Annotated in this window: 19 protein-coding genes; 11 read left to right on the top strand and 8 right to left on the bottom strand. The window is 51.3% G+C overall.

From position 1 onward, the window contains the following. The first annotated feature begins 62 nt into the window (after positions 1 to 62). Positions 63 to 2,192, top strand: coding sequence for a RelA/SpoT family protein (locus tag ACQUQM_RS18235; RefSeq protein WP_432471290.1), 2,130 nt, complete (start codon positions 63 to 65; stop codon positions 2,190 to 2,192). Positions 2,193 to 2,417: 225 nt separating this feature from the next. After that, a complete protein-coding gene (locus tag ACQUQM_RS18230; protein ID WP_432471289.1) occupies positions 2,418 to 2,684 on the top strand; it encodes a DksA/TraR family C4-type zinc finger protein in 267 nt (88 codons plus the stop codon). Between the two features lie 22 nt (positions 2,685 to 2,706). On the opposite strand, the gene ACQUQM_RS18225 is transcribed toward ACQUQM_RS18230, so the two are convergent. Together ACQUQM_RS18225 and ggt are read right to left on the bottom strand one after the other, a co-directional pair. Beyond that, the gene (locus tag ACQUQM_RS18225) at positions 2,707 to 3,090 is read right to left on the bottom strand and encodes a hypothetical protein (RefSeq protein WP_432471288.1); all 384 of its coding nucleotides are present in this window, start codon (positions 3,088 to 3,090) and stop codon (positions 2,707 to 2,709) included. Positions 3,091 to 3,360: 270 nt separating this feature from the next. Beyond that, positions 3,361 to 5,103: a gamma-glutamyltransferase gene (gene ggt / locus ACQUQM_RS18220; RefSeq protein WP_432471287.1), complete on the bottom strand. Its 1,743-nt coding sequence runs from the start codon at positions 5,101 to 5,103 to the stop codon at positions 3,361 to 3,363. Between the two features lie 339 nt (positions 5,104 to 5,442). On the opposite strand from ggt, the gene ACQUQM_RS18215 reads away from it, so the two are divergent. Further along, complete coding sequence (locus tag ACQUQM_RS18215) at positions 5,443 to 6,765, top strand: HDOD domain-containing protein (protein WP_432471286.1); 1,323 nt, start codon at positions 5,443 to 5,445, stop codon at positions 6,763 to 6,765. An 18-nt stretch (positions 6,766 to 6,783) separates the two neighbouring features. Here the strand turns inward: ACQUQM_RS18215 and ACQUQM_RS18210 are convergent, their stop codons facing one another. Next, the gene (locus tag ACQUQM_RS18210) at positions 6,784 to 8,688 is read right to left on the bottom strand and encodes an ATP-binding cassette domain-containing protein (RefSeq protein ID WP_432471285.1); all 1,905 of its coding nucleotides are present in this window, start codon (positions 8,686 to 8,688) and stop codon (positions 6,784 to 6,786) included. 20 nt (positions 8,689 to 8,708) lie between these two features. Here ACQUQM_RS18210 and ACQUQM_RS18205 point away from each other — a divergent pair, with 20 nt between their 5' ends. From ACQUQM_RS18205 to ACQUQM_RS18180, 6 genes are all read left to right on the top strand, one after another. After that, positions 8,709 to 9,206, top strand: coding sequence for a TIGR02444 family protein (locus tag ACQUQM_RS18205; protein ID WP_432471284.1), 498 nt, complete (start codon positions 8,709 to 8,711; stop codon positions 9,204 to 9,206). A gap of 102 nt (positions 9,207 to 9,308) precedes the next feature. Further along, positions 9,309 to 10,034, top strand: coding sequence for an FKBP-type peptidyl-prolyl cis-trans isomerase (locus ACQUQM_RS18200; RefSeq protein ID WP_432471283.1), 726 nt, complete (start codon positions 9,309 to 9,311; stop codon positions 10,032 to 10,034). Between the two features lie 343 nt (positions 10,035 to 10,377). After that, a complete protein-coding gene (locus ACQUQM_RS18195) occupies positions 10,378 to 11,391 on the top strand; it encodes an amino acid ABC transporter substrate-binding protein (RefSeq protein ID WP_432471282.1) in 1,014 nt (337 codons plus the stop codon). Between the two features lie 104 nt (positions 11,392 to 11,495). After that, positions 11,496 to 12,722: an amino acid ABC transporter permease gene (locus ACQUQM_RS18190; protein ID WP_432471281.1), complete on the top strand. Its 1,227-nt coding sequence runs from the start codon at positions 11,496 to 11,498 to the stop codon at positions 12,720 to 12,722. 11 nt (positions 12,723 to 12,733) lie between these two features. Continuing rightward, complete coding sequence (locus ACQUQM_RS18185) at positions 12,734 to 13,834, top strand: amino acid ABC transporter permease (protein WP_432471280.1); 1,101 nt, start codon at positions 12,734 to 12,736, stop codon at positions 13,832 to 13,834. Between the two features lie 52 nt (positions 13,835 to 13,886). Next, positions 13,887 to 14,615, top strand: a complete 729-nt coding sequence (locus ACQUQM_RS18180) for an amino acid ABC transporter ATP-binding protein (protein ID WP_432474845.1) — start codon at positions 13,887 to 13,889, stop codon at positions 14,613 to 14,615. 229 nt (positions 14,616 to 14,844) lie between these two features. Here ACQUQM_RS18180 and ACQUQM_RS18175 read toward each other — a convergent pair whose 3' ends face one another. Further along, positions 14,845 to 15,825 carry a WD40 repeat domain-containing protein gene (locus ACQUQM_RS18175; protein ID WP_432471279.1) on the bottom strand — a complete coding sequence of 327 codons (981 nt, stop codon included), beginning with the start codon at positions 15,823 to 15,825 and terminating at the stop codon, positions 14,845 to 14,847. Between the two features lie 46 nt (positions 15,826 to 15,871). Further along, positions 15,872 to 16,354 (bottom strand): sigma D regulator, encoded by a 483-nt coding sequence (rsd, locus tag ACQUQM_RS18170; RefSeq protein ID WP_432471278.1) that lies wholly within the window; start codon positions 16,352 to 16,354, stop codon positions 15,872 to 15,874. 256 nt (positions 16,355 to 16,610) lie between these two features. On the opposite strand from rsd, the gene ACQUQM_RS18165 reads away from it, so the two are divergent. Continuing rightward, on the top strand, positions 16,611 to 17,021 hold the full coding sequence (locus ACQUQM_RS18165; RefSeq protein WP_432471277.1) for a flagellar basal body-associated FliL family protein: 411 nt from the start codon (positions 16,611 to 16,613) through the stop codon (positions 17,019 to 17,021). A gap of 117 nt (positions 17,022 to 17,138) precedes the next feature. Here the strand turns inward: ACQUQM_RS18165 and gshA are convergent, their stop codons facing one another. From gshA to pyk, 3 genes are all read right to left on the bottom strand, one after another. Further along, entirely contained in the window at positions 17,139 to 18,704 is a 1,566-nt protein-coding gene (gene gshA, locus ACQUQM_RS18160) for a glutamate--cysteine ligase (protein WP_432471276.1), read from the bottom strand. 137 nt (positions 18,705 to 18,841) lie between these two features. Beyond that, positions 18,842 to 20,992, bottom strand: a complete 2,151-nt coding sequence (locus ACQUQM_RS18155) for a Tex family protein (RefSeq protein WP_432471275.1) — start codon at positions 20,990 to 20,992, stop codon at positions 18,842 to 18,844. A gap of 104 nt (positions 20,993 to 21,096) precedes the next feature. Next, positions 21,097 to 22,533: a pyruvate kinase gene (gene pyk, locus ACQUQM_RS18150; RefSeq protein ID WP_432471274.1), complete on the bottom strand. Its 1,437-nt coding sequence runs from the start codon at positions 22,531 to 22,533 to the stop codon at positions 21,097 to 21,099. Between the two features lie 200 nt (positions 22,534 to 22,733). On the opposite strand from pyk, the gene ACQUQM_RS18145 reads away from it, so the two are divergent. Beyond that, entirely contained in the window at positions 22,734 to 24,980 is a 2,247-nt protein-coding gene (locus ACQUQM_RS18145) for an ATP-binding protein (protein ID WP_432471273.1), read from the top strand. Positions 24,981 to 25,031: the final 51 nt, after the last annotated feature.

Below are 25,031 nucleotides of genomic sequence, written 5' to 3'. Positions count from 1 at the left end.
GTTTCTATTGTTTTAGTAGTCGTTCTGAGTCGACTACGTTACTAGAGGCATAGGAGTAATTGATGCCCACAGTTGATGCGCTTTCTGACCGCCTGACCGAATACCTTGACCTGCAACAGATCAAGGCGGTCAGGCGTGCCTATTATTACGCTGAACAAGCGCACGATGGCCAGCGCCGTAAAAGCGGTGAGCCCTACGTAACCCACCCCCTTGCAGTCGCTTCAATCCTTGCCGGAATGCATATGGACCATCAGAGTCTGATGGCGGCCATGCTGCACGATGTTATCGAAGATACCGAGGTCTCCCGGGACGGCCTGGAAGGTCAGTTTGGCCAGACGGTTACCGATATCGTTGATGGTGTCAGTAAGCTGACCCACCTGGAATTTGAAACCCGGGCCGAAGCCCAGGCGGAAAACTTCCAGAAGATGGTGCTGGCGATGGCGGTGGATATCCGGGTAATCCTGGTAAAACTGGCTGACCGCCTGCATAACATGCGCACTCTGGGGGCGATGCCGCCAGAGAAGCAGCGCCGGATCGCCCGCGAAACCCTGGATATATATGCCCCGGTTGCCGCGCGACTTGGCATGCGGGACTTGCAGCTGGAGCTGGAAGACCTGGCATTTCAGTCGTATCACCCGATGCGCTCCAAATATATTCGCCGGGCTGTGGTTCAGGCCCGGGGGCAGCGTAAAGATGTGATCGCCACGATAGAAGAATCACTGCGTACCCGGCTTAAGCAGGAAGGGATGGGTGGTAGCGTCAGTGGCCGCGAAAAACATCTGTACAGTATCTATAGCAAGATGAAATCTAAAGGCATATCTTTTGCCGAAATCATGGACGTATTTGCGTTCCGGGTGGTGACTGAGTCGGTCGACGATTGTTATCGGGCGCTGGGCGTTGTACATAATCTGTATAAGCCGGTGCCGGGCCGTTTCAAAGATTATATTGCGATCCCCAAAGCCAATGGTTACCAGTCCCTGCATACTGATCTGTTTGGTGCACGGGATATTACTATCGAAGTGCAGATCCGCACCAAAGAGATGGATGCGGTTGCCAGCCAGGGTATTGCCGAGCACAGCCACTATAAGATTTATGGTGATTCCAGCTCAGCTATCGACGGCTATAACCGGGCCCGGAAGTGGGTACAAGGTCTGCTGGAAATGCAGAAGCGTGCCGGTAACTCGATGGAGTTTATCGAGACGGTTAAGACGGATCTGTTCCCGGACGAAGTTTACGTATTCTCCCCGAAAGGCCGGATCTACGAGCTGCCTCATGGCGCAACCCCGGTTGATTTTGCTTATGCGGTGCATACCGATGTCGGTAACTCTTGTGTCTCCTGTCGGATCAACCGCCACTTGTCACCGCTGTCACAGCCACTACAGAGTGGCCAGACGGTCGAGATAATAACAACGCCAAGTGCACAGCCGAATATGGCCTGGCTGAACTTTGTCGTGACCGGCAAAGCGCGTTCGGCTATTCGCCACTTCCTTAAAGTGCAGCAGCGAGGTGAGTCGGTTGAGCTGGGTCGTCGCCTGTTAACCCAGTTTCTGTCGAATTACGGCACTACTCTGGATGATATCGATCCGGTTGTACTGAATTCTCTGCTGGATGAAGCCCAGTTCGGTAGCCTGGATGAGTTACTGGAAGATATCGGTATGGGGAACCGGATGGCCTACGTGGTCGCCCGTCGTCTGCGTCCGGTGGATAATGGAGCAGAGGTTGAAGCCGATACCGGAAGCTCCAGTTCCGGCGCAGTACCACTGGCGATTGAAGGTGCAGAAGGTATGGTGCTGCACTATGCCCGCTGTTGCGGACCGATTCCGGGGGATTCTATTACCGGTCATATCAGTTCCGGGCGTGGTCTGGTGATACATCGTACCGATTGTCGCAATATCGCCTTTATGAAAGACGATGCCGAGAAGTGTATTTATCTGGAATGGTCGGCGGCTATCGATGAAGAGTTTGTGGTTAACCTCGACCTTAAGATTGAATCCAGCCGTGGCCTGATCGCAACGCTTGCGACGACTGCTGCCGGTGCTGGTTCTAATGTCCTTAAAGTGGATATTACTGAAACCGAAGGGCAGCTCAATACCGTGCATATGGACATTACAGTGACCGACCGGATTCACCTGGCGAAGATCATGCGTAAGCTGAAATCGCTTAAGGCCGTGCATAAGCTCTCCCGGGTATGAAAATCAGTTGCTAGAACGCGGCTTCACCGCTCGCTAGAACGGAGCGCAAATGCTCCTGCTAGTGGCTAGAAAAACCTTTCCGAAAAAACCGCCGTTGGCGGTTTTTTTGTATCTGCTAATCGTTGGTCTTATATGTGGGCAGTGAATGTCGCTCTGCATCAAGTGCGGGGTTTTGGCAGGGCTATAATTGAATATTAGAAGAAGGCAGGTAAAACGGAGTATGTTATGGCGGGTGGTTGGGCCCATGACGGGGCGGTGCAGGATCAGATAGATGCCAGTGTGGAAGATGCGGTAGCGCTGGCCAGAAGCCGTTTGGCCAGCGGTGAAAGCTTAAGCCACTGTGAGGAGTGCGACAGCCCCATCCCGGAAGCGCGGCGTAAGGCGATTCCAGGTATTCATTTATGTGTCAGCTGTCAGTCAAAACTCGAAGCACAGCAGACAGCTCAGAACACTATCAATCGCCGCGGCAGCAAAGATAGCCAGCTACGCTAATTATATTATTAGTAAATAGATCTCAGAGTTTTCGGCTATCCTCCTCTGTGATCAGGCCCTGGCGTCGGAGCTCGGAGATAATCGATCCTCGGGTTCTTTCAAACTGCTCAGTGAGGGTTTGTACATTCGTGCTCTGACTAAATTTGTTTGCTAATGCTGTTCTTGTTTCATCATTCCAGGGCAGTCCTGCATTTCTGGGATGACCGTTAGCTAAATTCTCTGCCTGACGCTGCTCCGGCGTCATCTTCTCTTTTTTGGGTGGGTGTCTTATATGGTTGATGCAACTGAATAGTGCCCGGATAACTTCAGGTGAGTTGTAGGGAGAGTGGGGTGGTAACTGCTCTCCGGAAACAGGATTAGTCCCGTTTGCAAGAGCCTCTAAAATATCCAGATCTTTAATGTCCATATCTCTAATCCTCAAAATCCATTTTGTGAAAATTAGAAGTGTAGTCAGGAAACGCGTTTTTTCTAGTCACGTTCCATTCAGCGACTTCAGTCGCCCATCACGGTTCCAAGCCCTCTAAAATATTCTGATATTTAAAGTCCACATATGTAATCTTCACAATACATATTGTGGAGAATTAATTATGTAGTCAGTCAGGGAGAGCGTTTTTTCTAGCCACTAGCAGGAAGGTTTACCTTCCGTTCTAGCTAGCGGCGCAGCCGCGGTCTGCTGTTAATCCCCCATAGCCGCGCCTTCCCTGCGGGGATCAACCGCGCTGTGCCAGGCTCCTTCAACCTTTTCAAACCCGTGCAGCCCGCTGTTGAGGTCGCGGACTTTGATCTCGTGGCCTATCGCTTGCAATGCGGGGCTCAGTTCTTCTGCTTTAGTTCCTTGTTCCAGCTCGGTGGTACCGTTACGGTTAACTATGTGGGGCAGGGCGAAGATCTGTTGCAGTGACAGGTCTGAAGTCATACTCAGCAACAGGCTTTTTGCGACGTAGTTGATAATCCGGCTGCCGCCCGGTGAGCCCATTGCTGCAACCAGTTTGTCCTGTTGATCAAAGATCATAAATGGTGACATGGAGCTACGTGGTCGCTTGCCAGGCTGAACCCGGTTAGCGATGGGTTTGCCATCCTGCTCGGCGATGAAGGAGAAGTCTGTGAGCTGGTTATTGAGCAGGAAGCCACCAGCCATCAGGGTGGAACCGAACGCCATTTCAATACTGCTGGTTATCGAAACCGCATCGCCCCACTGGTCGACCACCACGAAATGGCTGGTTGAGGGGAGCTCCGGTGAGCGATCATCGGCTCGGCTAAGCAGCGGTGAAACTTCGCCAGGTATTGCTTTAGCCATATCTTTTGCCGGATCGATAAGTTGGCTGCGCTGCTTGATGTAATTCTGTTGCAGCAGAGCCTGAACCGGTACGTCGACAAAGTCGCTGTCGGCCAGATAGCGGGCCCGGTCGGCATAGGCCAGGCGGGCGGCCTGAGTAAACAGGTGATTGAGTTCGACCGATTCAGGTGCCAACTGTTCCAGCTGAAAACGCTCCAGCAGCTTAATGATCTGCAGTGTCGTAACACCACCGGAGGTTGGTGGGGGGAAGCCGCAGACCCTGTATTCGCGGAATGGCTGGCAGATAGCCTGCCGTTCAATCGCCTTATAATTTGCAAGATCTGTTAGTGCTAACTTACCAGGATTGTCTTTTGCTGCCGCCACTGCTGCAATTATCTGCTGTGCCAGAGGGCCGCGATAGAAGGCTTCGCTGCCATTGTTGGCAATCAGTTTCATGGAGTTTGCCAGCTGTTGATTTTTCAGTAGATGGCCGACGGGAATTGCATGGCCTGAGGGCGTGAAGAAATAATTCCGGGCGCTGGGGTAACGGCCTAACCCCGGGTTTAACTTAGAGCTGATCAGCTGGTGTAGTCGGGGGGATACGCTAAAACCCTGGGTCGCTTGTTCTATTGTGCTATTAAACAGAGTGCTCCAGGCCAGTTTGCCGTGCTGTTGCTGGCTCAGTTCGAGTAGGGCTAATACGCCGGGAGTGCCGACTGAGCGGCCGCCAACCATAGCATCCCACCAACTCATCGGTTTGCCATCTTGCTGCATAAACAGGTTTTCATCAGCACTGGCTGGTGCGGTTTCTCTGCCATCATAGGCCTTGAGTTGCTGCTTGCTGTTATCCCAATAGAGCATAAAGGCACCACCGCCGATACCTGAGGACTGCGGCTCTACCAGTGTTAACATCGCTTGTATGGCGACGGCAGCATCGGCTGCGCTGCCGCCCTGCTGCAGAACCTCATAACCTGCAGCGGTGGCCAGGGGATGCGCGCTGACGACCAGTTGCTGCTGGGCCTGAAGTTGCTGGCCCGGCTGGATTCCGGTTGCCGATTCTGGTGCCAGATCTTCATTGACTGCTATAGCAGCGCCGGAAAAGAGAATTATTGTACCCAAAATGACAGCGCGGAAAATCATCATATACAGGCTCCTGCAGAACATGAAAGGCTTGAAGGGGGACTTGGATAAGTATATCTGAAGCTGGGGAAATCAGAGGGTAAAGTTTTTCAGTAAATAAATACTCTTTCTTTCAATAGTTTAAGGTTGGTTTTCTGTGAAAAGCTGGTTTTTGTTTGTGCCAGAACGTGCGCACTGGTGTCTCGTGATGAGATAGCAAACATCCGCAAAGACAGGAACCACAAGATGGGTAGAGACTCTGTGTGTTATTTGCGACAGCACTTTATAATGGAGTAAATCATTAAAGAGTGGTGGCTGGATGCCGACTCTGTCTAGCATCTTGTTCTGTTTTGGAGAAGAATCTTGTCTTTAGCAGTTAGCTCACAAAAAAGTGTCACCGGTGAAGCCCCTCTGGTCAGAATATTGCTGTTGAATGACCGCGAAGGTAAAGCGCTGGTCCTGATTCCGGCAAATATGTTGCTTAATCTGGTCAGTATCTGGAAGCATTCAGGACGTCATCTGCAACCGATTCGCGGCAGTGATGCGGTTAAGTTTTTTAGTCAGTCGGCGTTACAGGGCGGTGAAGGGCAAAAGAAATTGTTTTCTTTGCCGGTATTCGTCGATGAATCGATCGCGGCGCAGGATAATTTTACCATTGTCGAGCCGTTCACTGAACTGCAGTTCAGCGCGAGCCGGGAGTGGTTTCAGGATCATGTCGCGCTCTGTTCACTGGGTCTTTGTACCAGTTCAATTCAGCAAAACCAGCCTAAAGGTGATGATGTTCATGTGATTACCCGGGCGGTAGAGCGTTTTACTACGCTACGCATTAAACAGCGACTGGAAGATACCCTGGGACTTCCCTCCCTGCCTGCTTCAATGCAGAAGTTGGTTGAGATACGTTCCGATCCGGTCGCGGGTATCGATGATCTGGTACCTGTAGTACGTACCGATCCCAGTCTGGCTGCGCAGGTCCTGAGCTGGGCAGCATCGCCTTATTACGCTGCCCCCGGTGATATTCATTCAGTAGAAGATGCGGTAATCCGGGTGTTGGGTTTTGATCTGGTAGTAAACCTGGCACTGGGTGTTGCTATGGGTAAGATGCTGAACGTGCCGGATGATGTGCCGCGCGATAGTGTGCCGTACTGGCAACAGTCGGTCTATGCGGCGGCAACGGCAGAGCTGTTATGCAAAAAAATGCCATCAGAAATCCGCCCTAAACCGGGAATGGTGTATCTGTCAGGTTTGTTACAGAATTTTGGTTATCTGATTCTGGCGCATCTTTTCCCGCCGCATTTCTCATTGCTATCCCGCTATGTCGAGGCCAACCCGCATATGCCGCTGGAGTATGTGGAGATGCAGGTGTTGAACGTGACCCGTGAACAGGTCGGTTGCTGGTTGTTAGATAACTGGTCATTGCCGACTGTCGTGAGCGAGTCAATTCGTCACCATAATGATCTGGAATATGATGGCGTTGCCCGTCATGAGGCGCTGTTACTATTTATTTCGAATAGGGCTCTGCGTAGCGAGGGGCTGGCAGACGGGCCGATCGAGGAAATTCCTGAGCAACTCTTCGATGAATTGAGGATTAGCCGGGAAACGCTTGATGAGGTGGTCAATAAAGTCGTCGAGTGTCGTGGTGAACTGGACTCGCTGGTGCACACTATTGCGCATGCTAAGGCTATGTGAATGGGCCAGAAGCGCAGTTTAAATCTGCGCTTCTAACTCTTCCAGCTGTTCCATCTTATCGAGCCAGTCCATTTCCACTTCTTCAGCCTGTTGCTGCGTTTCTGCCTGCTGTTGTAGCAGTTGTTTCAACTGTTCTTTGTTGGCCTCACCGTAAATGCTGTTATCACTCAACAGGGTTTCGATCTGTTGCTGCTGTTGGGTCAGCTTTTCCTGTGCAGTTTCGAGCTTTTCAATCGCTTTTTTTAGCGGTCGCAGCTGCGCTCTGCGCTCTGCTTCCAGGCGTTTCTGTTCTTTCTTATCAGCGGCACTGAGTGAACGATTCTCTCGCTCAATCTGTTGCGGCTGATTCTGTTCTCTTCGTTGGCTGGAGAGCCACTGTTGGTAATCATCCATGTCGCCTTTGAACAGCTCGGCCTTGCCGTTGGCAACCAGCAGAAACTGATCCACGGTATTACGCAGCAGGTGACGGTCGTGGGATACCAGTATCAGTGCGCCTTCAAATGATTGCAGAGCCAGGGTCAGGGCGTGACGAACCTCAAGATCCAGGTGGTTGGTCGGCTCATCCATCAGCAGCAGGTTGGGTTTCTGCCAGGCGATCAGAGCTAATGCAACCCGGGCCTTTTCGCCGCCGGAGAACAGTTTTACCGGCTCCAGTGCACGGTCGCCGTTAAAATCGAAACTACCCAGGTAGTTTCGAATCTCCTGATCCGTTGCTTTCGGTGACATACGCTTGATGTGCAGTGTCGGAGATGCCTCCAGGTCCAGCGCTTCGAGTTGGTGCTGGGCAAAATAGCCAATCTTCAGGTGCTCGCCGGACTTACGCTCACCTTTGAGCAGGTTCAGGTCAGCGGTAAGGCTTTTGATCAGAGTCGACTTACCTGCACCGTTAGGACCTAGCAGGCCGATTCTATCGCCAGGAGACAGCGTTAGCCCTACCTGGCTAAGGATTGTCTGGTCATAGCCCAGATCAGCCTTATCCAGGCTGAGCAGGGGGAAGGATATCTTGGCCGAAGCCTGAAAACTGAAAGTGAAAGGGCTATCGACGTGGGCCGGAGATAGCTGCTCCATTCTTTCAAGCTCTTTGACCCGGCTTTGGGCCTGTTTGGCCTTAGTCGCTTTGGCCTTGAAGCGGCGTACGAAGCTTTCGATCTCGGCAATCCGGGTTTGCTGCTTCTCAAACATAGACTGTTGCTGCGCCAGGCGTTCGGCGCGACGTTTTTCAAAGTCGCTGTAACTACCCTTGTAGAGATCGGTTTTCTGTTGATGCATATGTACGATATGGCTGGTTACCGCATCGAGGAAATCCCGGTCGTGGGAGATCAGCAGCAGGGTGCCAGGATAGCTGCGTAACCACTGTTCCAGCCAGATAGTGGCATCCAGGTCCAGGTGGTTGGTCGGCTCGTCCAATAATAGAATATCGGAATGGCACATCAGCGCCTGGGCCAGATTCAGCCTGATCCGCCAGCCACCGGAGAAGGTTTTGACCGGTCGCTCGGCATCGCCTGTGACAAAGCCCAGGCCATTGAGTAACAGGTGAGCCCGGGATTCGGCGCTATAGCCATCAATTGCATCGAGTTCGGCGTGCAGGCTGCCGATCAGATGGTGGTTGTCGTTCTGCTCGGCTTTGGCAAGCTGCTGCTGAATACGGCGCAGGCGGTGGTCACCATCGAGAATGTAGTCCAGCGCCTTGCGATCGCTATCGGCTACTTCCTGCGCCATATGGGATATAGTCAGGTTCGATGGTAGCAGAAGGTCGCCTTCGTCCGGCTGTAACTGCCCCATAATCAGTTTGAACAGCGACGATTTGCCGACGCCGTTTGCACCGATAATGCCGACTTTCTGATTGGCGTGGATGGTCAGCTGCGCTTTATCTAGTAAGCGCAGGGTGCCCCGTTGTAAGCTAAGTTGGTTTAACTGAATCATGGCGGCGGATTTTAACACAGATGTCAGACGATAATAGGCTCTGGGACTTTGCCCTGAAGATATATTCTGATCCTGAAGTAGCAGCGACCTGCCTGCGGTTGCAGGATGATTTCGGCCTGAGTGTAAATCGACTGCTGTTTGCTATCTGGCTGGCTCGGGAAAAACGCTTGCTGGGCGGGCAGTTACTGGATGACAGGCAACTGTCTGAATGGCATGACTCGGTGTTGCTGCCGTTGCGTCAGCTGCGTTACCGGGTGCGGGAGCAACGCCAGCAACAGAGCCTGGATAAACAGGGTTTTAATAACTGCTATCAGCAATTTAAACAGGCCGAGCTGGAAGCCGAGCGGGTGGAACTGAATCGGTTATATCAACTGGCCGATGATTGTTGCGCGAGTGAACGTGACCTGTCTGATCTGGCCCGCAGCAATCTTCGGGCCTGCCTGCAGCACCGTAATATTAAACCTTCGGCGAGCTTAGAAGCTTTGTTAGAGATGTTGATAATCAAGCTGAAACCTTAACTATTGCCGCCAGTTGACGAATACGGTGGTAATTGCCGGAACTTTTCAGTTTAATGGATTACTAACTGCTGATTACAGATACCCGAATATTAAGGAATGAAGATGAAAAAAACGCTGGTGGCGATAGCTGTAGCAAGTGTGATGCTGGTCGGTTGTGGCTCTGAAAAAGAGCAGAAAGTCGCCGAAGTAGAGAAACCTTATACCCTTGAAACTGAAGAGCAGAAGCTGGGTTATAGCCTGGGCCTGATGCTGGGTGAGCGGCTTAAGTCTGATGTCGAACAGTTGGACATTGAAGCATTACGCCGTGCTGTGGAGTCAGTCTATGCTGGTGAAGAGCCGCTGCTGACACCGGAAGAAGTTGAAGCCACCATGATGGCATTCCAGCAGAAGAAGGTAGCTGAGCAACAGGCTACGTTCACTAAAATGGCCGAAGACAACCTGACTAAGGGTCAGGCATTTATGGTTGAGAACGGCAAGAAAGAAGGTGTTGTGACCACTGAAAGCGGTCTGCAGTTCGAAGAGATGACCGCCGGTAATGGCGATAGCCCGGCAGCGACAGATACCGTTAAAGTACACTACCGTGGCAGCCTGATTAGCGGCACCGATTTCGATAGCTCATACAGTCGTGGCGAGCCGGTATCTTTTCCTTTGAATGGTGTTATTCCTGGCTGGACCGAAGGTCTGCAGTTGATGAAGCCGGGTGGTAAAGCTCGCTTGGTACTGCCTGCTGACCTGGCTTACGGGCCGGGCGGTATGGGCGAAGCGATCGGCCCGAATGAAACGCTGGTGTTTGAAGTTGAACTTCTGGAAGTAAATCCTGCGGAATAAACTGCAATATTGATCGATATACGAAAACCACCCTCCGGGTGGTTTTTTTTGGTCAAAAAAACATTTTTGACTGATTTTGTTAGTAATTATGAGCGCTTTTGACAGTTCATTTGTGAGCGCTTTTCAACATTATAATAAGCTGCAAGTCTAAGAGATGCTTAGTGTTTTCTGTACAGCACGCAATACGTTGCTAGACTGAGAAACTAATTAAGCACTAAACCAAATAAGAAAAATAAAAAGTGGAATGCTCTTTGCTGAGCCTCAACTTATGTAATTCAACCGTTTCTATGCGGACCGCTTTTTTTCTTAAAACAATGCGTTTACATGAAAGAGGATCTACCCGATGAAGAAAACCCTGATCTCTGCTACCGCTCTGATGATGGCTGTTTCCGGCTCCGCGATGGCGGGCACCCTGGAATCCGTTCAGGAGCGTGGCTCGCTGCAGTGTGGTGTAACCAGTGGTGTGCCCGGTTTCTCAGTGCCTGATGATAAAGGTAACTGGAAAGGCCTGGATGTCGATCTGTGTCGTGCCGTTGCTGCAGCTGTGTTGGGCGATGAAACAAAAGTTAAATTTATCCCGCTGACCGCAAAAGAGCGTTTTACTGCGCTGGTTTCCGGTGAGATCGATATGCTGTCCCGGGTTACTACCTGGACCCAGACCCGTGATACTCAGCTGGGTATTAACTTCGCGGGTGTTAACTACTACGACGGCCAGGGCTTCCTGGTGAAGAAAGAGCTGGGGCTGAAAAGTGTTTCAGAACTTGATGGTGCGACGGTCTGTGTACAGTCCGGTACGACCACTGAGCTGAATATGGCGGACTACTTCCGTTCTAAGGGCATTAGCTACACGCCGGTAGTATTTGATACTAATGACCAGGCGGCGCAAAGCTTCGATTCTGGTCGTTGCGATGCCTTTACCACTGACCTGTCTCAGGCTGCTGGCTTGCGCACCCGGATGCAGGACCCTTCCTCAATCGCTGCGTTACCACAAGTTATCTCTAAGGAGCCTCTGGGCCCGGTAGTGCGACAGAATGATGATCAGTGGTTTAACATAGTGAAGTGGACGCATAATGCGATGCTGAACGCTGAGGAGCTGGGTCTGACATCGGCTAACGTTGATAAGATGAAAGCTGAAAGTGCTGATCCGAACGTGAAGCGTCTGCTGGGTCTGGACGGACCTAAAGGTAAAGGCCTTGGTCTGGCTGATGACTGGGCATACCAGGTTGTTAAGCAAGTGGGTAACTACGGTGAAGCTTACGAGCGTAACGTAGGTAAAGGATCGCCATTAGGTCTGGAGCGTGGTATCAACGCGTTGTGGAATGAAGGTGGCCTGCAATACGCACCGCCTATGCGTTAATACAGCTCGATCAACGGTCAGCCCCGGGGCTGGCCGTTTTTGTTCCTGCTGCAGGAATCTATCTTATAGCGGGATGATCTGTATGTTGATAACTGGAGTTAGTAATGTCCTCCAACATTTCCAATCCGGGTCAAAAGCCCGACGGTGGTTCTCCGCAGCCAAAAGCGGCACCTGAGAATCGGCCAAAGTTCTGGAACGATCCCCAAAAGCGATCGTTACTGTTTCAGGTGCTGTTGCTGGCAGTCCTGGGCATGTTCTTCTACTCAATAGTCACGACGACCCTTACCAACCTTGAACGGCTTGGTGTTACCACCGGTTTTGACTTCCTGTTTCAGGAAGCCGGCTTCGGAATATCTCAGACCCTGATCGAGTATACCGAGGAGTCTACCTATGGCATGACCTTTGTAATAGGCTTGCTGAATACGGTTCTGGTTGCCGTGATGGGTATTATCGCCGCCACTATCCTGGGCTTTACCATGGGGGTCGCCCGACTATCGGATAACTGGCTGATCTCTAAGATAGCGGCAACGTATATTGAAATTTTCCGCAATATTCCACTGTTACTGCAGATATTCTTCTGGTACTTCGCAGTATTGCGGACTTTACCTCATCCCCGACAGAGCATGGAGTTTTTAGGTTCTTTCCTGAATAACCGGGGGCTTATAATTCCTTCACCGGTTGCTGAAGATGGCTTCGGTATTGTCTTTGCAGCCTTTATAGTCGCCTGTATCGGCAGCTGGTTTCTGGCGCGCTGGGCGCATAAACGACAGGATTCGACCGGTCAGCAGTTCCCTATATTCTGGGCCAGCGTGGGCTTGATTGTTGGCCTGCCTCTGCTTATGTTCCTGTTTGCCGGAATGCCGATGAGTCTTGATCATCCGGAACTGAAAGGTTTTAACTTCCGCGGTGGTCTGACCATCATTCCGGAGCTTATCGCTTTGTGGCTGGCACTGACCATCTATACCGCTTCGTTCATTGCTGAAACAGTGCGGGCCGGCATTCTTGCGGTATCTCACGGTCAGACTGAAGCAGCCTCTGCGCTGGGTTTGTCAAAAGGCAAGACGCTGCGTTTTGTCACTATTCCACAGGCGATGCGGGTCATTATTCCACCGTTGACCAGCCAGTATCTTAATCTGACTAAGAACTCATCACTGGCGACTGCAATTGGCTATCCTGATCTGGTTAACGTATTCGCCGGTACCACGCTCAACCAGACCGGTCAGGCGATCGAAGTTATTGCGATGACCATGGCGCTGTATCTGACTCTGAGTCTGGTAACCTCGCTGTTTATGAACTGGTATAACGCCAGAATGCAACTGACCGAACGCTAGGAGGGGATGCAATGAAATATGAATTACAACCTACGCTTCCGCCACCGGCAAGTACCATTGGTGCTATCGGCTGGATGCGTAAACATCTGTTTAACGGTCCTTATAACTCAATTGCGACATTGGTGCTGGGTTATCTTCTGATCGGTTGGCTAACCCCGGTTATTCAGTGGGTCTTTATCGATGCCGACTGGTTTGGTGACAGCCGGGAGGCTTGTACGAGTGGCGGTGCTTGTTGGGTATTTATCGGCGCTCGACTGAATCAGTTTTTGTATGGATTTTACCCGTCGGAGGAATACTGGCGACTGAATCTGGCTTTTATCATGCTGCTGGTTGCCATTGTCTGGCTGGTGATGCCACAAACACCGAAAAAAGGTCTGATGGCGATCTTTCTGCTGGTGATCTATCCGGTTATCGCTTTCTTCCTGCTGTATGGCAACTCATTTGGTCTGGTGCAGGTAGAAACCCATCTCTGGGGTGGTATGAGCCTGACTCTGGTACTTGCGGTGGTGGGTATTGTCGCATCGTTACCCTTAGGTATCCTGCTGGCACTGGGGCGTCAGTCTGAGATGCCGATCGTACGCTCTGTCTGTGTCATCTTTATCGAGATCTGGCGTGGTGTGCCACTGATTACGGTGCTGTTCATGGCATCGGTTATGTTGCCGCTGTTTTTTCCAGAAGAGATGAGCTTCGATAAGCTGTTGCGGGCACTGATCGGTATCACTCTGTTCCAGTCAGCCTACATGGCTGAGGTTATTCGGGGTGGCTTGCAGGCGATACCTAGCGGGCAATATGAAGCGGCGGATGCGCTGGGGCTGGGCTACTGGCAGAAGATGATTCTGATCATCATGCCTCAGGCCCTGAAACTGATGATTCCGGGTATCGTGAATACCTTTATCGCCTTGTTCAAGGATACCAGCCTGGTACTGATTATCGGCTTGTTTGATATTCTGGCGATCGGTCAGGCGGCAAACCAGGATCCGAAATGGATCGGTTATTCCTCAGAGAGCTACCTGTTTGTTGCCCTGATGTTCTGGATATTCTGCTTCAGTATGTCCCGTTATTCGATGCATCTTGAAAAGAAACTCCATACCGGCCACAGCAACCGTGCCTGATTCACAGAGAGATTTTGATATGAGTAATCCACAAGCTGTAACTGATCAATTGATGGTGGAACTGCGCGACGTTAATAAATGGTATGGCGAGTTTCATGTTCTGAAAAATATTAACCTGGAAGTACGAAAGGGCGAGAAGATTGTTATATGCGGCCCTTCCGGCTCAGGCAAGTCAACAATGATTCGCTGTATCAACCGGCTGGAAGAGCACCAGAAAGGCGATATCATTGTTAATGGTGTGCCGCTGACCGAAGACCTGAAAAATATCGAGCTGGTACGTAAAGATGTAGGCATGGTGTTCCAGCACTTTAACCTGTTTCCGCACCTGACTGTCTTGGAGAACTGTGTACTGGCACCGATCTGGGTGAAAAAAATGCCCCGCAAGGAAGCTGAAAAACAGGCAATGGAATTACTGGAACGGGTGAAAATTCCTGATCAGGCACGGAAGTACCCGGGGCAGCTCTCAGGTGGTCAGCAACAACGGGTGGCGATAGCCCGCTCGCTCTGTATGAATCCGGATGTGATGCTGTTCGATGAACCGACCTCTGCACTCGACCCCGAGATGATTAAAGAGGTGCTGGATGTAATGATCGAGCTGGCTCACGAAGGTATGACCATGCTGTGCGTAACCCACGAGATGGGCTTCGCCAAAACCGTGGCCGACCGGGTCATCTTCATGGATGGCGGTCAGATCGTGGAAGAGAACGACCCCCATGAGTTTTTCGATAATCCTCAGCATGAACGGACTAAGCTGTTCCTTAGCCAGATATTGGAACATTAACAATAAGGCCGCGAAAGCGGCCTTTTTTAATGTTCCCAGATCGCCGGGCAAGCCCGGCTAGCTAGAAAACAAAAAACCGCCTATCGGCGGTTTTTTGTTTTTACGTTTTTTCTAGCCACTAGCAGGAAAGCTTGCTTTCCGTTCTAGCTAGCTGAGCTTGCTAAGCGGTCTAGCGAGTCGAACTCGTTCGACGGTCTTACCTGTTAAAAACTACAGTGTAAGCAGTTACCTATTTCAACTCGTTTAAAATCCCGTTAGACCCGAGCGCATAATAAGTTCCTTCACCGAACCCCAGGGCGTAGGCGCCGGTACTGGTTGGCCCGTAGGGATCGCGTCTATGTATCTCCCAGCTACGCAGCAGGTCACCGCTTGCCGCATCCCATAGCTGCACTGAACCGGATGCTGAACCGGTGAGGAGTTGGCTGCTATCAGGGGAGAAACGGGCGGAGAGAAAGCTCAGGCGCTTGCCGAACAGATCTCGATTGTCAGACAGGGTGTGTAGTGTCTCTCCGGTCTGTGTACTCCAGATCACGGCACGATCCAGACTGCCGGAACTGAATGCCAGCTGGTTGTTCGGTGACAGGGCGACAGTATCCACCACATTACCGAATTTGATGCTGTGCAGTACTTTATTGCCTTGTACATCCCATAACGTTGCGTTGTAAGCATCGGAGCCGGTCAGGGCAAGCAGGGCATCGCCACTGAGGTCGACCGCTTTTACCCGGGCATCATGGCGAAAGGTTTGCATCACGCCGCCATTCTTCACATCGAAGTAGACCGCAGTATGATCGGCAAGCCCCAGCAGAGCGTAATCTCCGTTGGCAGACAGGTCCATCCCCAGTATCTCCGCAGGAGAGCTCCAGAAGCCCTCAGGCTGGCCATTACTCAGATTCCATAGCACCAGATCTTGTTGATTAGCGGTAGCGGCATAGAGCTCGTCAGGAGAGAAGGCACTGGCGGCGATGATGCTGTAGTCACCGGCCTTGTGGTTCCAGTTGTAGAGTCGTTCGTGTTGTTGGATATTCCACAGACTGCCGCCATGATTAAACGAGCCCAGTGCAGCAAACCTGGCGCTGGGAGATATTGCAGCCGAATAAGCACCCTGTACAGCATACTCGACGTGCTTATCCGGTTTATCGCCGGAACCGCAGCCGGTGAGCAGCATTGACGACAGCAGTGCACAGCCGGCAGTACGAAACGTGATCCCCATATATGTCCCTGATTGTTGCCATGTCTGAGCAGGCAGTATATTCCTTTTATACCTGCGTTTCGGCAAACACCTGGTCACGATGGGCAGTATGGAGTACTTCAATCATGGTATCTTCCAGCGAGAAGCGTTCTTCCAGCTGTTCTCCTAAACTGGATAGCTGCACGGTAATCTCGTGCATCTCCTGCAGGGTCTGGCCATCAAAGGCTGAATAGCTATCGTTGAAGTCCAGCGCTGCATCGGTGCTGGTCTGAATAAGGGGAAACAGTTCCTGGGCTTTTTCGAGACTGCCATCATTGAATTCACTACCCTCTTTGAGTAGTTGTTCGTAAACTTCGAAATGTCCTGAAGATAGATAGTCCATCAGTATCTGACAGAACTCTTGTATATGCTCCACCAGGCCTTCGCTGACACTGCGCTGCGGCAATGCTACGAATTTGCTGATCAGCTGCTGTCGCTCTTCCAGCCAGCTATCGATGATCTCGCTTACTCCACCCCAGCGCTCCTGCGCCGTACGGCATTTCTCAAGCATGGTCAGCCTCCTGTAATAGGTTTAGCGTAAGGCCGCTAGGTTTAGCGTATGACGATCGAAACCGATACTTAGTTGTCAATAAAGCCTTAGCTGTAGATCAATACTAATCCTAACTGAACTGGACTGGCAATAGTGAATGAGTGTGGTAACTGCTTTGTATCAAAGGTTATACTGCGGATAACTAATTGATTTACAGATCTTGCCGTTTAAATGGCGGCAGGTTTATAAAAGTTATACACCATGAGGAAGCTGAAAGATGCTGAAGCGCATATTGTTGGTTTTGTTTCTTAGCACATTGATGCAGCCTCTCTGGGCCGCAGATGAAGAAACGGAAGCCCAGATAGAGGATGACTATGTAAACTACATTGAGTTGAAGCCTTTTGTAGCTAATTTTGTCAGCCCGGGGAAATTGCGCTTTCTTAAGTGTGAAGTAACTATTCAGGTATCCAGCCCGGAGGCGCACCATGCGGTGAATTATCATAAACCGGAGATTCGCCATGAGATGCTGATGCTGCTTAGCTCAAAGCCGGAAGAAGAGTTGAAAACGGTAGACGCTCAGCATCTGCTGGCTCAGGAAGCGCTGGCAAAGGTGCAGCAGGTCTTGTTAGCAGAAGAGGGCGAGGCCTTTGTTGCTGACCTGTTCTTTACCAGCTTTGTGATGCAGTAAAAATACTGCGTTATGCCTGCTTAGTTTTGTATTCAGTCTCTGGAGTATATTCAGAGTATAAAAAAGCCCTGCATTGCGGCAATGCGGGGCTTTTTAATGCTTGCAGTAAATAGTTGATTACTGAACCAGGTAGTCGCGTAGATAGCTGTCAAAATCCTGGCTATCAGCAAGTTCGATCTGGACCTGCTCTTCCATGGAGCTGCTGCTCATCTGTTCCAGATAGGATTGCTGTTCTGCAGGCAGAGCTGTTGCACTAAGTTCTGTTCGGTGTTTTCGGCTCTGTTGCAGAATGAATGCTTCATAGCTTAAGCCCTGCTGTTTCATCTGCTGAAGAATCAGCGCTGAAGGAGTCAGGGAGGGATCGGTCAGCTTTGCTCGCTGTGCACTCACGGCGTCGTTGAAACGAGAGCTGTTATTTATCTGATCCATTAACAGGGCTGTCTTTTCAACATCATCCAGAATCTGGTTGCCCCAGTCAGCAATACTTATTTGTTGTCCTTCCCGGGTCAGAGTCAGGCCGGGTTCACGGCCGCGATTAACCACTAAGTCATTATTCTGATTGATCAGAGTACATTCCTGATCAGATATTTCAGATGGATCTGACAGCAGACAGGTAACCAGAAATACGTCGAGGAAGTCGGACTGTTGCTGATCGATACCCAGGGGCAGCAGTGGATTAATATCGGTATTACGGACTTCGATGTATTCCACGCCGCGTTCGGTCAGGGCATTGATCGGCTTTTCGCCGGACAGTGCGACCCGCTTGGGGCGGATATCACTGTAGTATTCATTTTCAATCTGCAGCACGTTACTGTTCAGTTGACGGTAACCGGCGGCTGTTTTTACACCTAAGGTTTCATAGGCCGGATAAGGCGTATTGATCGCCTGAGTCAGGGTTTTAACGTACGTATCCAGATGGTTGAAACAGATATTCAGATCGGCCTGGGCTTTGTTGGAATAGCCCAGGTCACTCATGCGCAGTGACGTAGCATAAGGTCGGAACAGGGTATCTTCATCCCACTCTTCCAGATCATGTTGGCGGCCGCACATAAAGCTGCTGGAGAGTGCTGGCGAGGCGCCGAACAGGTACAACAGCAGCCAGGAGTAGCGGCGGAAGTTGCGGATCAGGCCGAAATAACCATCGGACCGGAACTGCTGCAGATCACCTTTCTTGCCTTGTAACTCCTGTAATACCGGCCACAATGTTTCTGGCAGAGAGAAGTTATAATGGATACCGGCAATTGCCTGCATCATCTTGCCGTAGCGGTGCTCAAGGCCAACCCGGTAGATATATTTCATCTGGCCGACATTGGAGCTGCCATACCTTGCGATCTGAATGGCATCTTCGCCACTGATCTGGCATGGCATACTGGCATTCCACAACTCTTCACTACCCATATTCTGATAGGTAAAACTGTGCAGTTGCTGCAGGAAATTCAGCGCTTCGCCGGACTCTTTGAATACCGGAGTAATAAATTCCAGCAGCGCTTCTGAATAGTCAGTCGTGATATGACTATGGCTCAGTGCAGAACCAAGCGCCAAAGGATGTCCGGTCTGGCTGATAGCGCCTTCGGCATCAACTCGCAGGCCCTCTTTCTCAATGCCGTGCAAAATTCCGCTGAGGGCAGATACCTGGCCGTTGTCGGCCAGTAATTTCAGATTCTGTTCAAGTGCCGCAGACACAACACAATACCTTTACCAGATAAAAAGAGCGCCATTATAACCCACAGAAGGGTAAACATAACCCTGTGAAAGCTGCAGGATTTTATTCAAAAGCGACCATCTGTCGTTTTTTTGGGTAGCAAAGGCCAAAGACCAGCTTATTTTTGTTTCATCGACAGGGCGATGCGTTGCCGCTTAAGGTCGACGTCCTGCACGGTTACCCGGACAATATCACCGGTTTTTACAATGCTATGCGGGTCTTTGATAAAACGGTCGGCCAGTTGTGATATATGTACCAGACCATCCTGATGTACGCCGATATCGACGAATGCGCCGAAGTTGGTGACATTGGTGACAACCCCTTCAAGCTTCATGCCGGGTTGCAGGTCGGATGGTTTTTCTACCGCATCGGAAAATTGTGCGGTTCTGAACTCAGGGCGTGGGTCCCGGCCTGGTTTCTCCAACTCCTGCAGAACATCACGGACAGTATAGCTACCAAACTGACCACTGATGTAATGTCCGGGGTCGAGCCTTGATAGCTGATCTTTATTGCCGACCAGTCTGGTCACCGCACAGTTCTGATGGCGGGCGATCTGCTCTATAAGGGGATAAGCTTCGGGATGCACTGCCGAATTATCTAGCGGGTTATCGCCACCATTAATACGCAGGAACCCGGCACTTTGTTGAAATGCTTTTGGGCCCAGGCGGGGGACTTTTAGTAGTTGCTTACGGTTGCGAAAACGACCGTTCTGGTCACGAAATGCTACGATATTGCCGGCTGAAGTGCTATTAAGGCCTGAAATCTGGGTAAGTAGCTCAGCCGATGCTGTGTTCAGGTCAACCCCGACATGGTTGACACAATCTTCAACACAGTGCTCCAGAGACTGGCCCAACTGATTTTGATCGACATCATGCTGATACTGACCGACGCCGATCGCCTTTGGTTCGATTTTGACCAGTTCGGCCAACGGATCCTGTAGCCGCCGGGCAATTGATACAGCACCTCTGATCGTCACATCGAGGTCGGGGAGTTCTTTACTGGCAGCTTCTGAGGCTGAATATATGGACGCGCCGGATTCGCTGACCACGACCGGTTGCAGCGACAATTCCGGGTGCTGTTGGAGCAACTCTTTGACCAGCTTTTCCGTTTCCCTTGATGCGGTGCCGTTACCGATGCTGATCAGCTCAACCGCATGTTTTCGGCATAACCTGGCTAATGTTTGTATCGACTGATCCCATTGTTTTTTTGGTGGATGGGGAAAGATGGCCCCGTGATCAACAACTTTTCCTGTATTATCTACGATCGCAATCTTAACGCCGGTACGAAGGCCCGGGTCCAGTCCCATAGTCGCTTTCATTCCGGCAGGGGGGGCTAATAACAGGTCTTTGAGATTGCGTGAGAATACTGTTATCGCTTCGTTGTCTGCCGCAGTTTTAAGCTGTTTTAACAGGTTAGTTTCCAGTTGCGGCAGTAGTTTCTGTTTCCAGCTCTGTTGTACCGTTTCCGATAGCCATATGCCGCCAGCAGAGTGATTCAGGGGTAACCTGAAGTAGCGCTGGATAAGCTGTAGCGGCCGGTCAGCCTCTTCTACCAGAGGTCGTAGTTTATAACGGATGATCTCTTCTTTGGCGGCCCGGAAAATGGCCAGCGCCCGGTGTGACGGGATGCGGCGCACCGGCTCAGAAAATTCAAAGTAATCGGAAAATTTAGCCCCCTGTTCCTGCTTACCCTTGATAACCTTGGTTGACAGTTCTCCTCTGCGCCAGAGCCAGTCACGCAGTTCTGCCAGCAGGTCCGCCTGCTCGGCGAAGCGTTCCATCAGGATATGCCGCGCACCGACTAAGGCATCGTCAACGGTGTTGATCTGGTGTTTAGGATTGACGAAATTTCGCGCCAGCTGTTCTGGCTTAGCGTTAGCCTTTGTCAGTTTATCCGCCAGCGGAGTCAGGCCTGCGGCCTTCGCGGTTTGTGCTTTGCTACTGCGTTTCGGGCGATAGGGCAGATACAGGTCTTCCAGCCGACCTTTGCTATCGCTGCTATTCAGTGCCTGCAACAGCGTATCGTTGAGCAGGCCCTGGTCGCGGATACTGTTGATGATGGTCTGACGTCGCTGATTAAGCTCGCGCAGATAACTGAGCTTCTCCGCCAGTTGTCGCAGTTGGTTGTCATCCAGCCCGCCGGTCGCTTCTTTACGGTAGCGGGCGATAAACGGCACGGTAGCGCCTTCGTCCAGCAACGCAATAGTGGCGCGGGCCTGACTGGTTTTAATATTGAGTTGCGCGGAAATCTGTTGCGACAGGTCTGACATCGGTATCTCTCTTAAAACGGAAAACCCGGAATCCTGGCGGATTCCGGGTTGTTATATAGCGGATAATAACAGTTATTGAGATGCCTGTTATTAAGGAACTGATTTTAAGGGACCTGTAGCACCTGCATTGAATTGGTGCCGGTGCCCGCGCCGATAATTGCGCCACGGGTCAGCAGTACCAAGTCTCCGCTTTGCAGATACTCTTTGGCTTTTAAGCCTTCCAGGACCTGCTGGTTAACTTCGATGTCATCCAGCTGAGTTGCATCAAATAGCATCGACTGTACGCCACGGTACAGCGCCATACGGCGCATGGTGCGTTCATTGCGGGTTAGCGCAAAGATCGGTAAGCCGGAACGAATACGAGACATCCAGCGCGGGGTGGAACCGGACTCTGTGAGACAGATGATCGCTTTTACGCCGACCAGATGGTTGGCGGTATACATCGCAGACCGGGCGATGGTTTCATTAATATGTTCGCAGCGCTGGGTAATGCCGGTGGGAGCCGGGCGGGACAGCTGATGCTTCTCAGCGCCCTGGCAGATCTTAGTCATCGCTTTGACTACTTCTACCGGATAATCCCCTGCTGCGGTTTCAGCCGAGAGCATGACTGCATCGGTACCGTCGAGGATCGCATTGGCCACATCAAATACTTCGGCCCGGGTCGGCATCGGGCTCTGAATCATGGTTTCCATCATCTGCGTAGCGGTAATGACGGTCCGGTTCAGCTCCCGGGCGCGATTGATCAGGTGTTTCTGGACGCCGATAAGCTCGGCATCGCCAATTTCGACACCCAGGTCGCCACGGGCAACCATAACGCCATCGCAGGCCAGGATAATGTCATCTAAGGCCTCGGTAGAGCTGACGGTTTCGGCACGTTCTACCTTAGCTATAATTTCGGCATTACTTCCCGCGGCAGTTATCAGCTCACGGGCTTCGATAAGGTCGGCGGAGGAGCGCGGAAAAGAGACCGCCATGTAATCCATATCAATAGCCGCTGCGACCTTTATATCGCGTTTGTCTTTATCGGTCAGTGCTGCCGCAGACAGGCCGCCGCCCTGGCGGTTGATACCTTTGTTATTCGACAGGGGGCCGCCGATAGTGACTTCACAGTTGATACGACTGCCCTCGACAGATTCAACCTGTAGCTGCACCCGCCCGTCGTCCAGCAGCAGGATATCGCCTGGTTTGCTGTCTTCTGGTAGTTGTTTGTAGTCGATGCCGACCTGGCTCTGGTCGCCATCATTAGTGCCGAGGGACGAGTCCAGCGCGAAGCGATCGCCTTTCTCGAGCTGAATTTTGTCATTTTTAAAACGTGCAATACGGATCTTCGGTCCCTGCAGATCACCTAATACCGCAACCGGCATAGCCAGTTTCTGTGATAAGGTTTTCACTTCAGTAGCCCGGCGGCGATGATCATCAGCGCTGCCGTGGGAAAAATTCAGCCGTACTACATTAACGCCGTTACGGATCAGTTGCTCCAGCACGCCGGGTTTGTCAGTAGATGGACCCAGTGTTGCGACAATCTTTGTTCGTTTCAGCATTATTAAGTATCCAGGCAGTGGGATCGATTGATGATTTGGCAGCGCGGTGCAGATTCGAGTTTAGCGGCGCTTTTAGCGACACTGCCATTTTCAGGGTATGCTATTAAAAGGTATGTCTGTGGCCGCTGTATTTCAAGTCTGTAGGTTGCGTAATCTGAAACTGTTTCTCATTATTTTGTGAATAAATTGCAGGAATCTTTGTGGTGATAACCCGATTCAGGTCGTTCTGGACAGTGATTTTGGTCGCGCTGTTTGTGCTGGTGATGTATCAGACGGCAACGATCAGTCGTAGTCAGGGGCTGGATGATCTGCAGCGTAATACGGCCGCAGATCTTAGTCGTTATGCGCTGAGTCTGCAGCAGGAACTGGATCGCTATAAGGATCTGCCGAAACTGCTGTCCAGTCATTCTGAATTGATCAACCTGTTATTACTGCCGGGTACCGATGCGACGTACCGGGTGAATCTATATCTGGAAAAGGTCAATAGTACGATCGGAGCTGCCGATACTTATCTGATGGACCTCGATGGCACCACACTGGCGGCCAGTAACTGGCATCTGGAACGCAGCTTTGTCGGACGAAATTTTTCTTTCAGGCCTTACTTCCGGGATGCGCTGGCGAACAAACCCGGGCGTTACTTTGCCCTGGGTACAACGTCCAAGATGCGCGGCTATTACTTCTCCTACCCAGTGCAGTATCGGGGTCGTAACCTGGGTGTCATTGTCGTTAAGATCGATCTGAATGATATCGAGAAAGACTGGAGCGATCCGATGACGGATATTCTGGTGACCGACGAGGATGGCGTCGTGTTTATCAGCACCCGTCCGGAATGGAAATTCCGCACGCTTAATCCACTGCCTCAGGCGGACCTGCAGCGGATTATGTCCAGCCTGCGTTATGGTGACCATAAGCTCGCTTCGTTGCAGGTTATTGAGCGCCAGCAGTGGCAGGATGGCAGTCAGCTGATTACCCTGATCGATGGCGATAGAATAGACAATAAAGCGTTAGATGGCGTCAGTACCCGGCAATTTATGCAACAAACCCGGGTCGTTCCCGATGCCGGTTTTAATGTCTCGATGCTGGCCAGCCTGAAACCGGTGGAATGGCGGATCTGGAGTAATATCCTGTTAGTAGGCTTTATTTATGGCGCGCTGGTTTTTCTGATGCTGTTCCTCCTGGCTAAACGACGTATTTCACAGGAACGGGAGCGATTTAAGCAGCAGCAAACCTTGGCTCTTGAGCATAATGAAGCGCGAATTCTGGCAATTATCGATAATACCCATGCCGGACTGATCACCTTAGACGCGTTGGGTAAAATTGAAACATTTAATCCGACCGCTGAAAAATTGTTCCGTTACTCGGCGCAGGCGATGACCGGACAGTACTTCAGCCATCTGATCGGTCAGCAGGACCGTGCTGTCTGTTGGCAGCATATTACGACGGTGGAGCCGGAGTCTCTGCAGAATGAGCTTATGATCGAAGCCTGTGGTAAGCGGATGGACGGCACACTGTTTCCGATAGAACTGATTATTGGCCGCATGTCGGATGCGCAAAGCAATCGCTTTATCGTGACGATTCATGATATTACCCAGCGCAAAGAGTATGAGGAAGAGTTGCGCCAGGCCCGGGACCAGCTGGAGCACCGCGTCGAGGAAAGAACCCGGGATCTTACTCGCGCCAATGCACGGCTGGTGCACGAAATGGATGAACATAAGCAGACTCAGAACGAGCTGATCCAGACTGCCAAACTCGCGGTCATTGGGCAGATGTCAGCCGGTATCAATCATGAACTTAATCAGCCGCTGACAGCGATCCGCAGCTATGCCGATAATGCCGGTTCATTTCTGCAACTGGGCAAGCTGGAGCCAGTAGCGACCAATCTCACTGAGATTCGGGGGCTGACCGAGCGTATGGCTAAGATCATTTCGCCGCTGAAGGAATTTTCCCGCAAGACCTCGGGACAAACCACAACAATTAGTCTGAAAGCGGTCAGAGACGGCGCTATGTCGATCATGTATGGTCGCCTGGATAAGGAAAATGCCAGGATCGAATGGCCAGCGCATCTGGACCGGGTATTTCTACGCGGCGATATGTTGCGGTTGGAGCAGGTGGTGGTCAATCTGATCAGCAATGCGTTGCAGGCGATGGAGCAGCAGAGTGAAAAATGGATTGAGATTGAGCAGCAACGTTGTGGTGAACGGCTGAAAATATCTTTCCGTGATCATGGTCCGGGAATTCCCGCGCAGGAGCTGGGTAAAGTCTTTGAACCATTCTACACCACTAAGCAGGCGGGGCAGGGTTTGGGATTAGGTTTATCGATATCGTATAGGATAATTGAAAGTATGGATGGTCATCTGAGTGTCAGTAATCATCCTTACGGAGGAGCGGTATTTACAATCGATCTGCCGGCCGCAGAAGCACCGCAGCCTTCGGCCGAAGCAGAGTAATTTTTCCTGACGCAGTGAAACGAGTTAATAGTGCTGAACCGATAAATAATA

Origin of the sequence: Amphritea sp. HPY (assembly GCF_050870985.1) — a bacterium.
In the GTDB taxonomy this organism is placed as follows: Bacteria; Pseudomonadota; Gammaproteobacteria; order Pseudomonadales; family Balneatricaceae; genus Amphritea.
The sequence above is the reverse complement of the archived record's forward strand: the minus strand, read 5'-3'. Positions and strand labels throughout refer to the sequence as shown.

Excerpts from the sequence above, each read along its gene's own strand:
- ACQUQM_RS18235 (WP_432471290.1), top strand. The coding sequence starts at position 63 with ATGCCCACAGTTGATGCGCTTTCTGACCGCCTGACCGAATACCTTGAC.
- ACQUQM_RS18230 (WP_432471289.1), top strand. The coding sequence starts at position 2,418 with ATGGCGGGTGGTTGGGCCCATGACGGGGCGGTGCAGGATCAGATAGAT.
- ACQUQM_RS18225 (WP_432471288.1), bottom strand. The coding sequence starts at position 3,090 with ATGGACATTAAAGATCTGGATATTTTAGAGGCTCTTGCAAACGGGACT.
- ggt (WP_432471287.1), bottom strand. The coding sequence starts at position 5,103 with ATGATGATTTTCCGCGCTGTCATTTTGGGTACAATAATTCTCTTTTCC.
- ACQUQM_RS18210 (WP_432471285.1), bottom strand. The coding sequence starts at position 8,688 with ATGATTCAGTTAAACCAACTTAGCTTACAACGGGGCACCCTGCGCTTA.
- ACQUQM_RS18205 (WP_432471284.1), top strand. The coding sequence starts at position 8,709 with ATGTCAGACGATAATAGGCTCTGGGACTTTGCCCTGAAGATATATTCT.
- ACQUQM_RS18200 (WP_432471283.1), top strand. The coding sequence starts at position 9,309 with ATGAAAAAAACGCTGGTGGCGATAGCTGTAGCAAGTGTGATGCTGGTC.
- ACQUQM_RS18195 (WP_432471282.1), top strand. The coding sequence starts at position 10,378 with ATGAAGAAAACCCTGATCTCTGCTACCGCTCTGATGATGGCTGTTTCC.
- ACQUQM_RS18190 (WP_432471281.1), top strand. The coding sequence starts at position 11,496 with ATGTCCTCCAACATTTCCAATCCGGGTCAAAAGCCCGACGGTGGTTCT.
- ACQUQM_RS18185 (WP_432471280.1), top strand. The coding sequence starts at position 12,734 with ATGAAATATGAATTACAACCTACGCTTCCGCCACCGGCAAGTACCATT.
- ACQUQM_RS18180 (WP_432474845.1), top strand. The coding sequence starts at position 13,887 with ATGGTGGAACTGCGCGACGTTAATAAATGGTATGGCGAGTTTCATGTT.
- ACQUQM_RS18175 (WP_432471279.1), bottom strand. The coding sequence starts at position 15,825 with ATGGGGATCACGTTTCGTACTGCCGGCTGTGCACTGCTGTCGTCAATG.
- rsd (WP_432471278.1), bottom strand. The coding sequence starts at position 16,354 with ATGCTTGAGAAATGCCGTACGGCGCAGGAGCGCTGGGGTGGAGTAAGC.
- ACQUQM_RS18165 (WP_432471277.1), top strand. The coding sequence starts at position 16,611 with ATGCTGAAGCGCATATTGTTGGTTTTGTTTCTTAGCACATTGATGCAG.
- ACQUQM_RS18155 (WP_432471275.1), bottom strand. The coding sequence starts at position 20,992 with ATGTCAGACCTGTCGCAACAGATTTCCGCGCAACTCAATATTAAAACC.
- pyk (WP_432471274.1), bottom strand. The coding sequence starts at position 22,533 with ATGCTGAAACGAACAAAGATTGTCGCAACACTGGGTCCATCTACTGAC.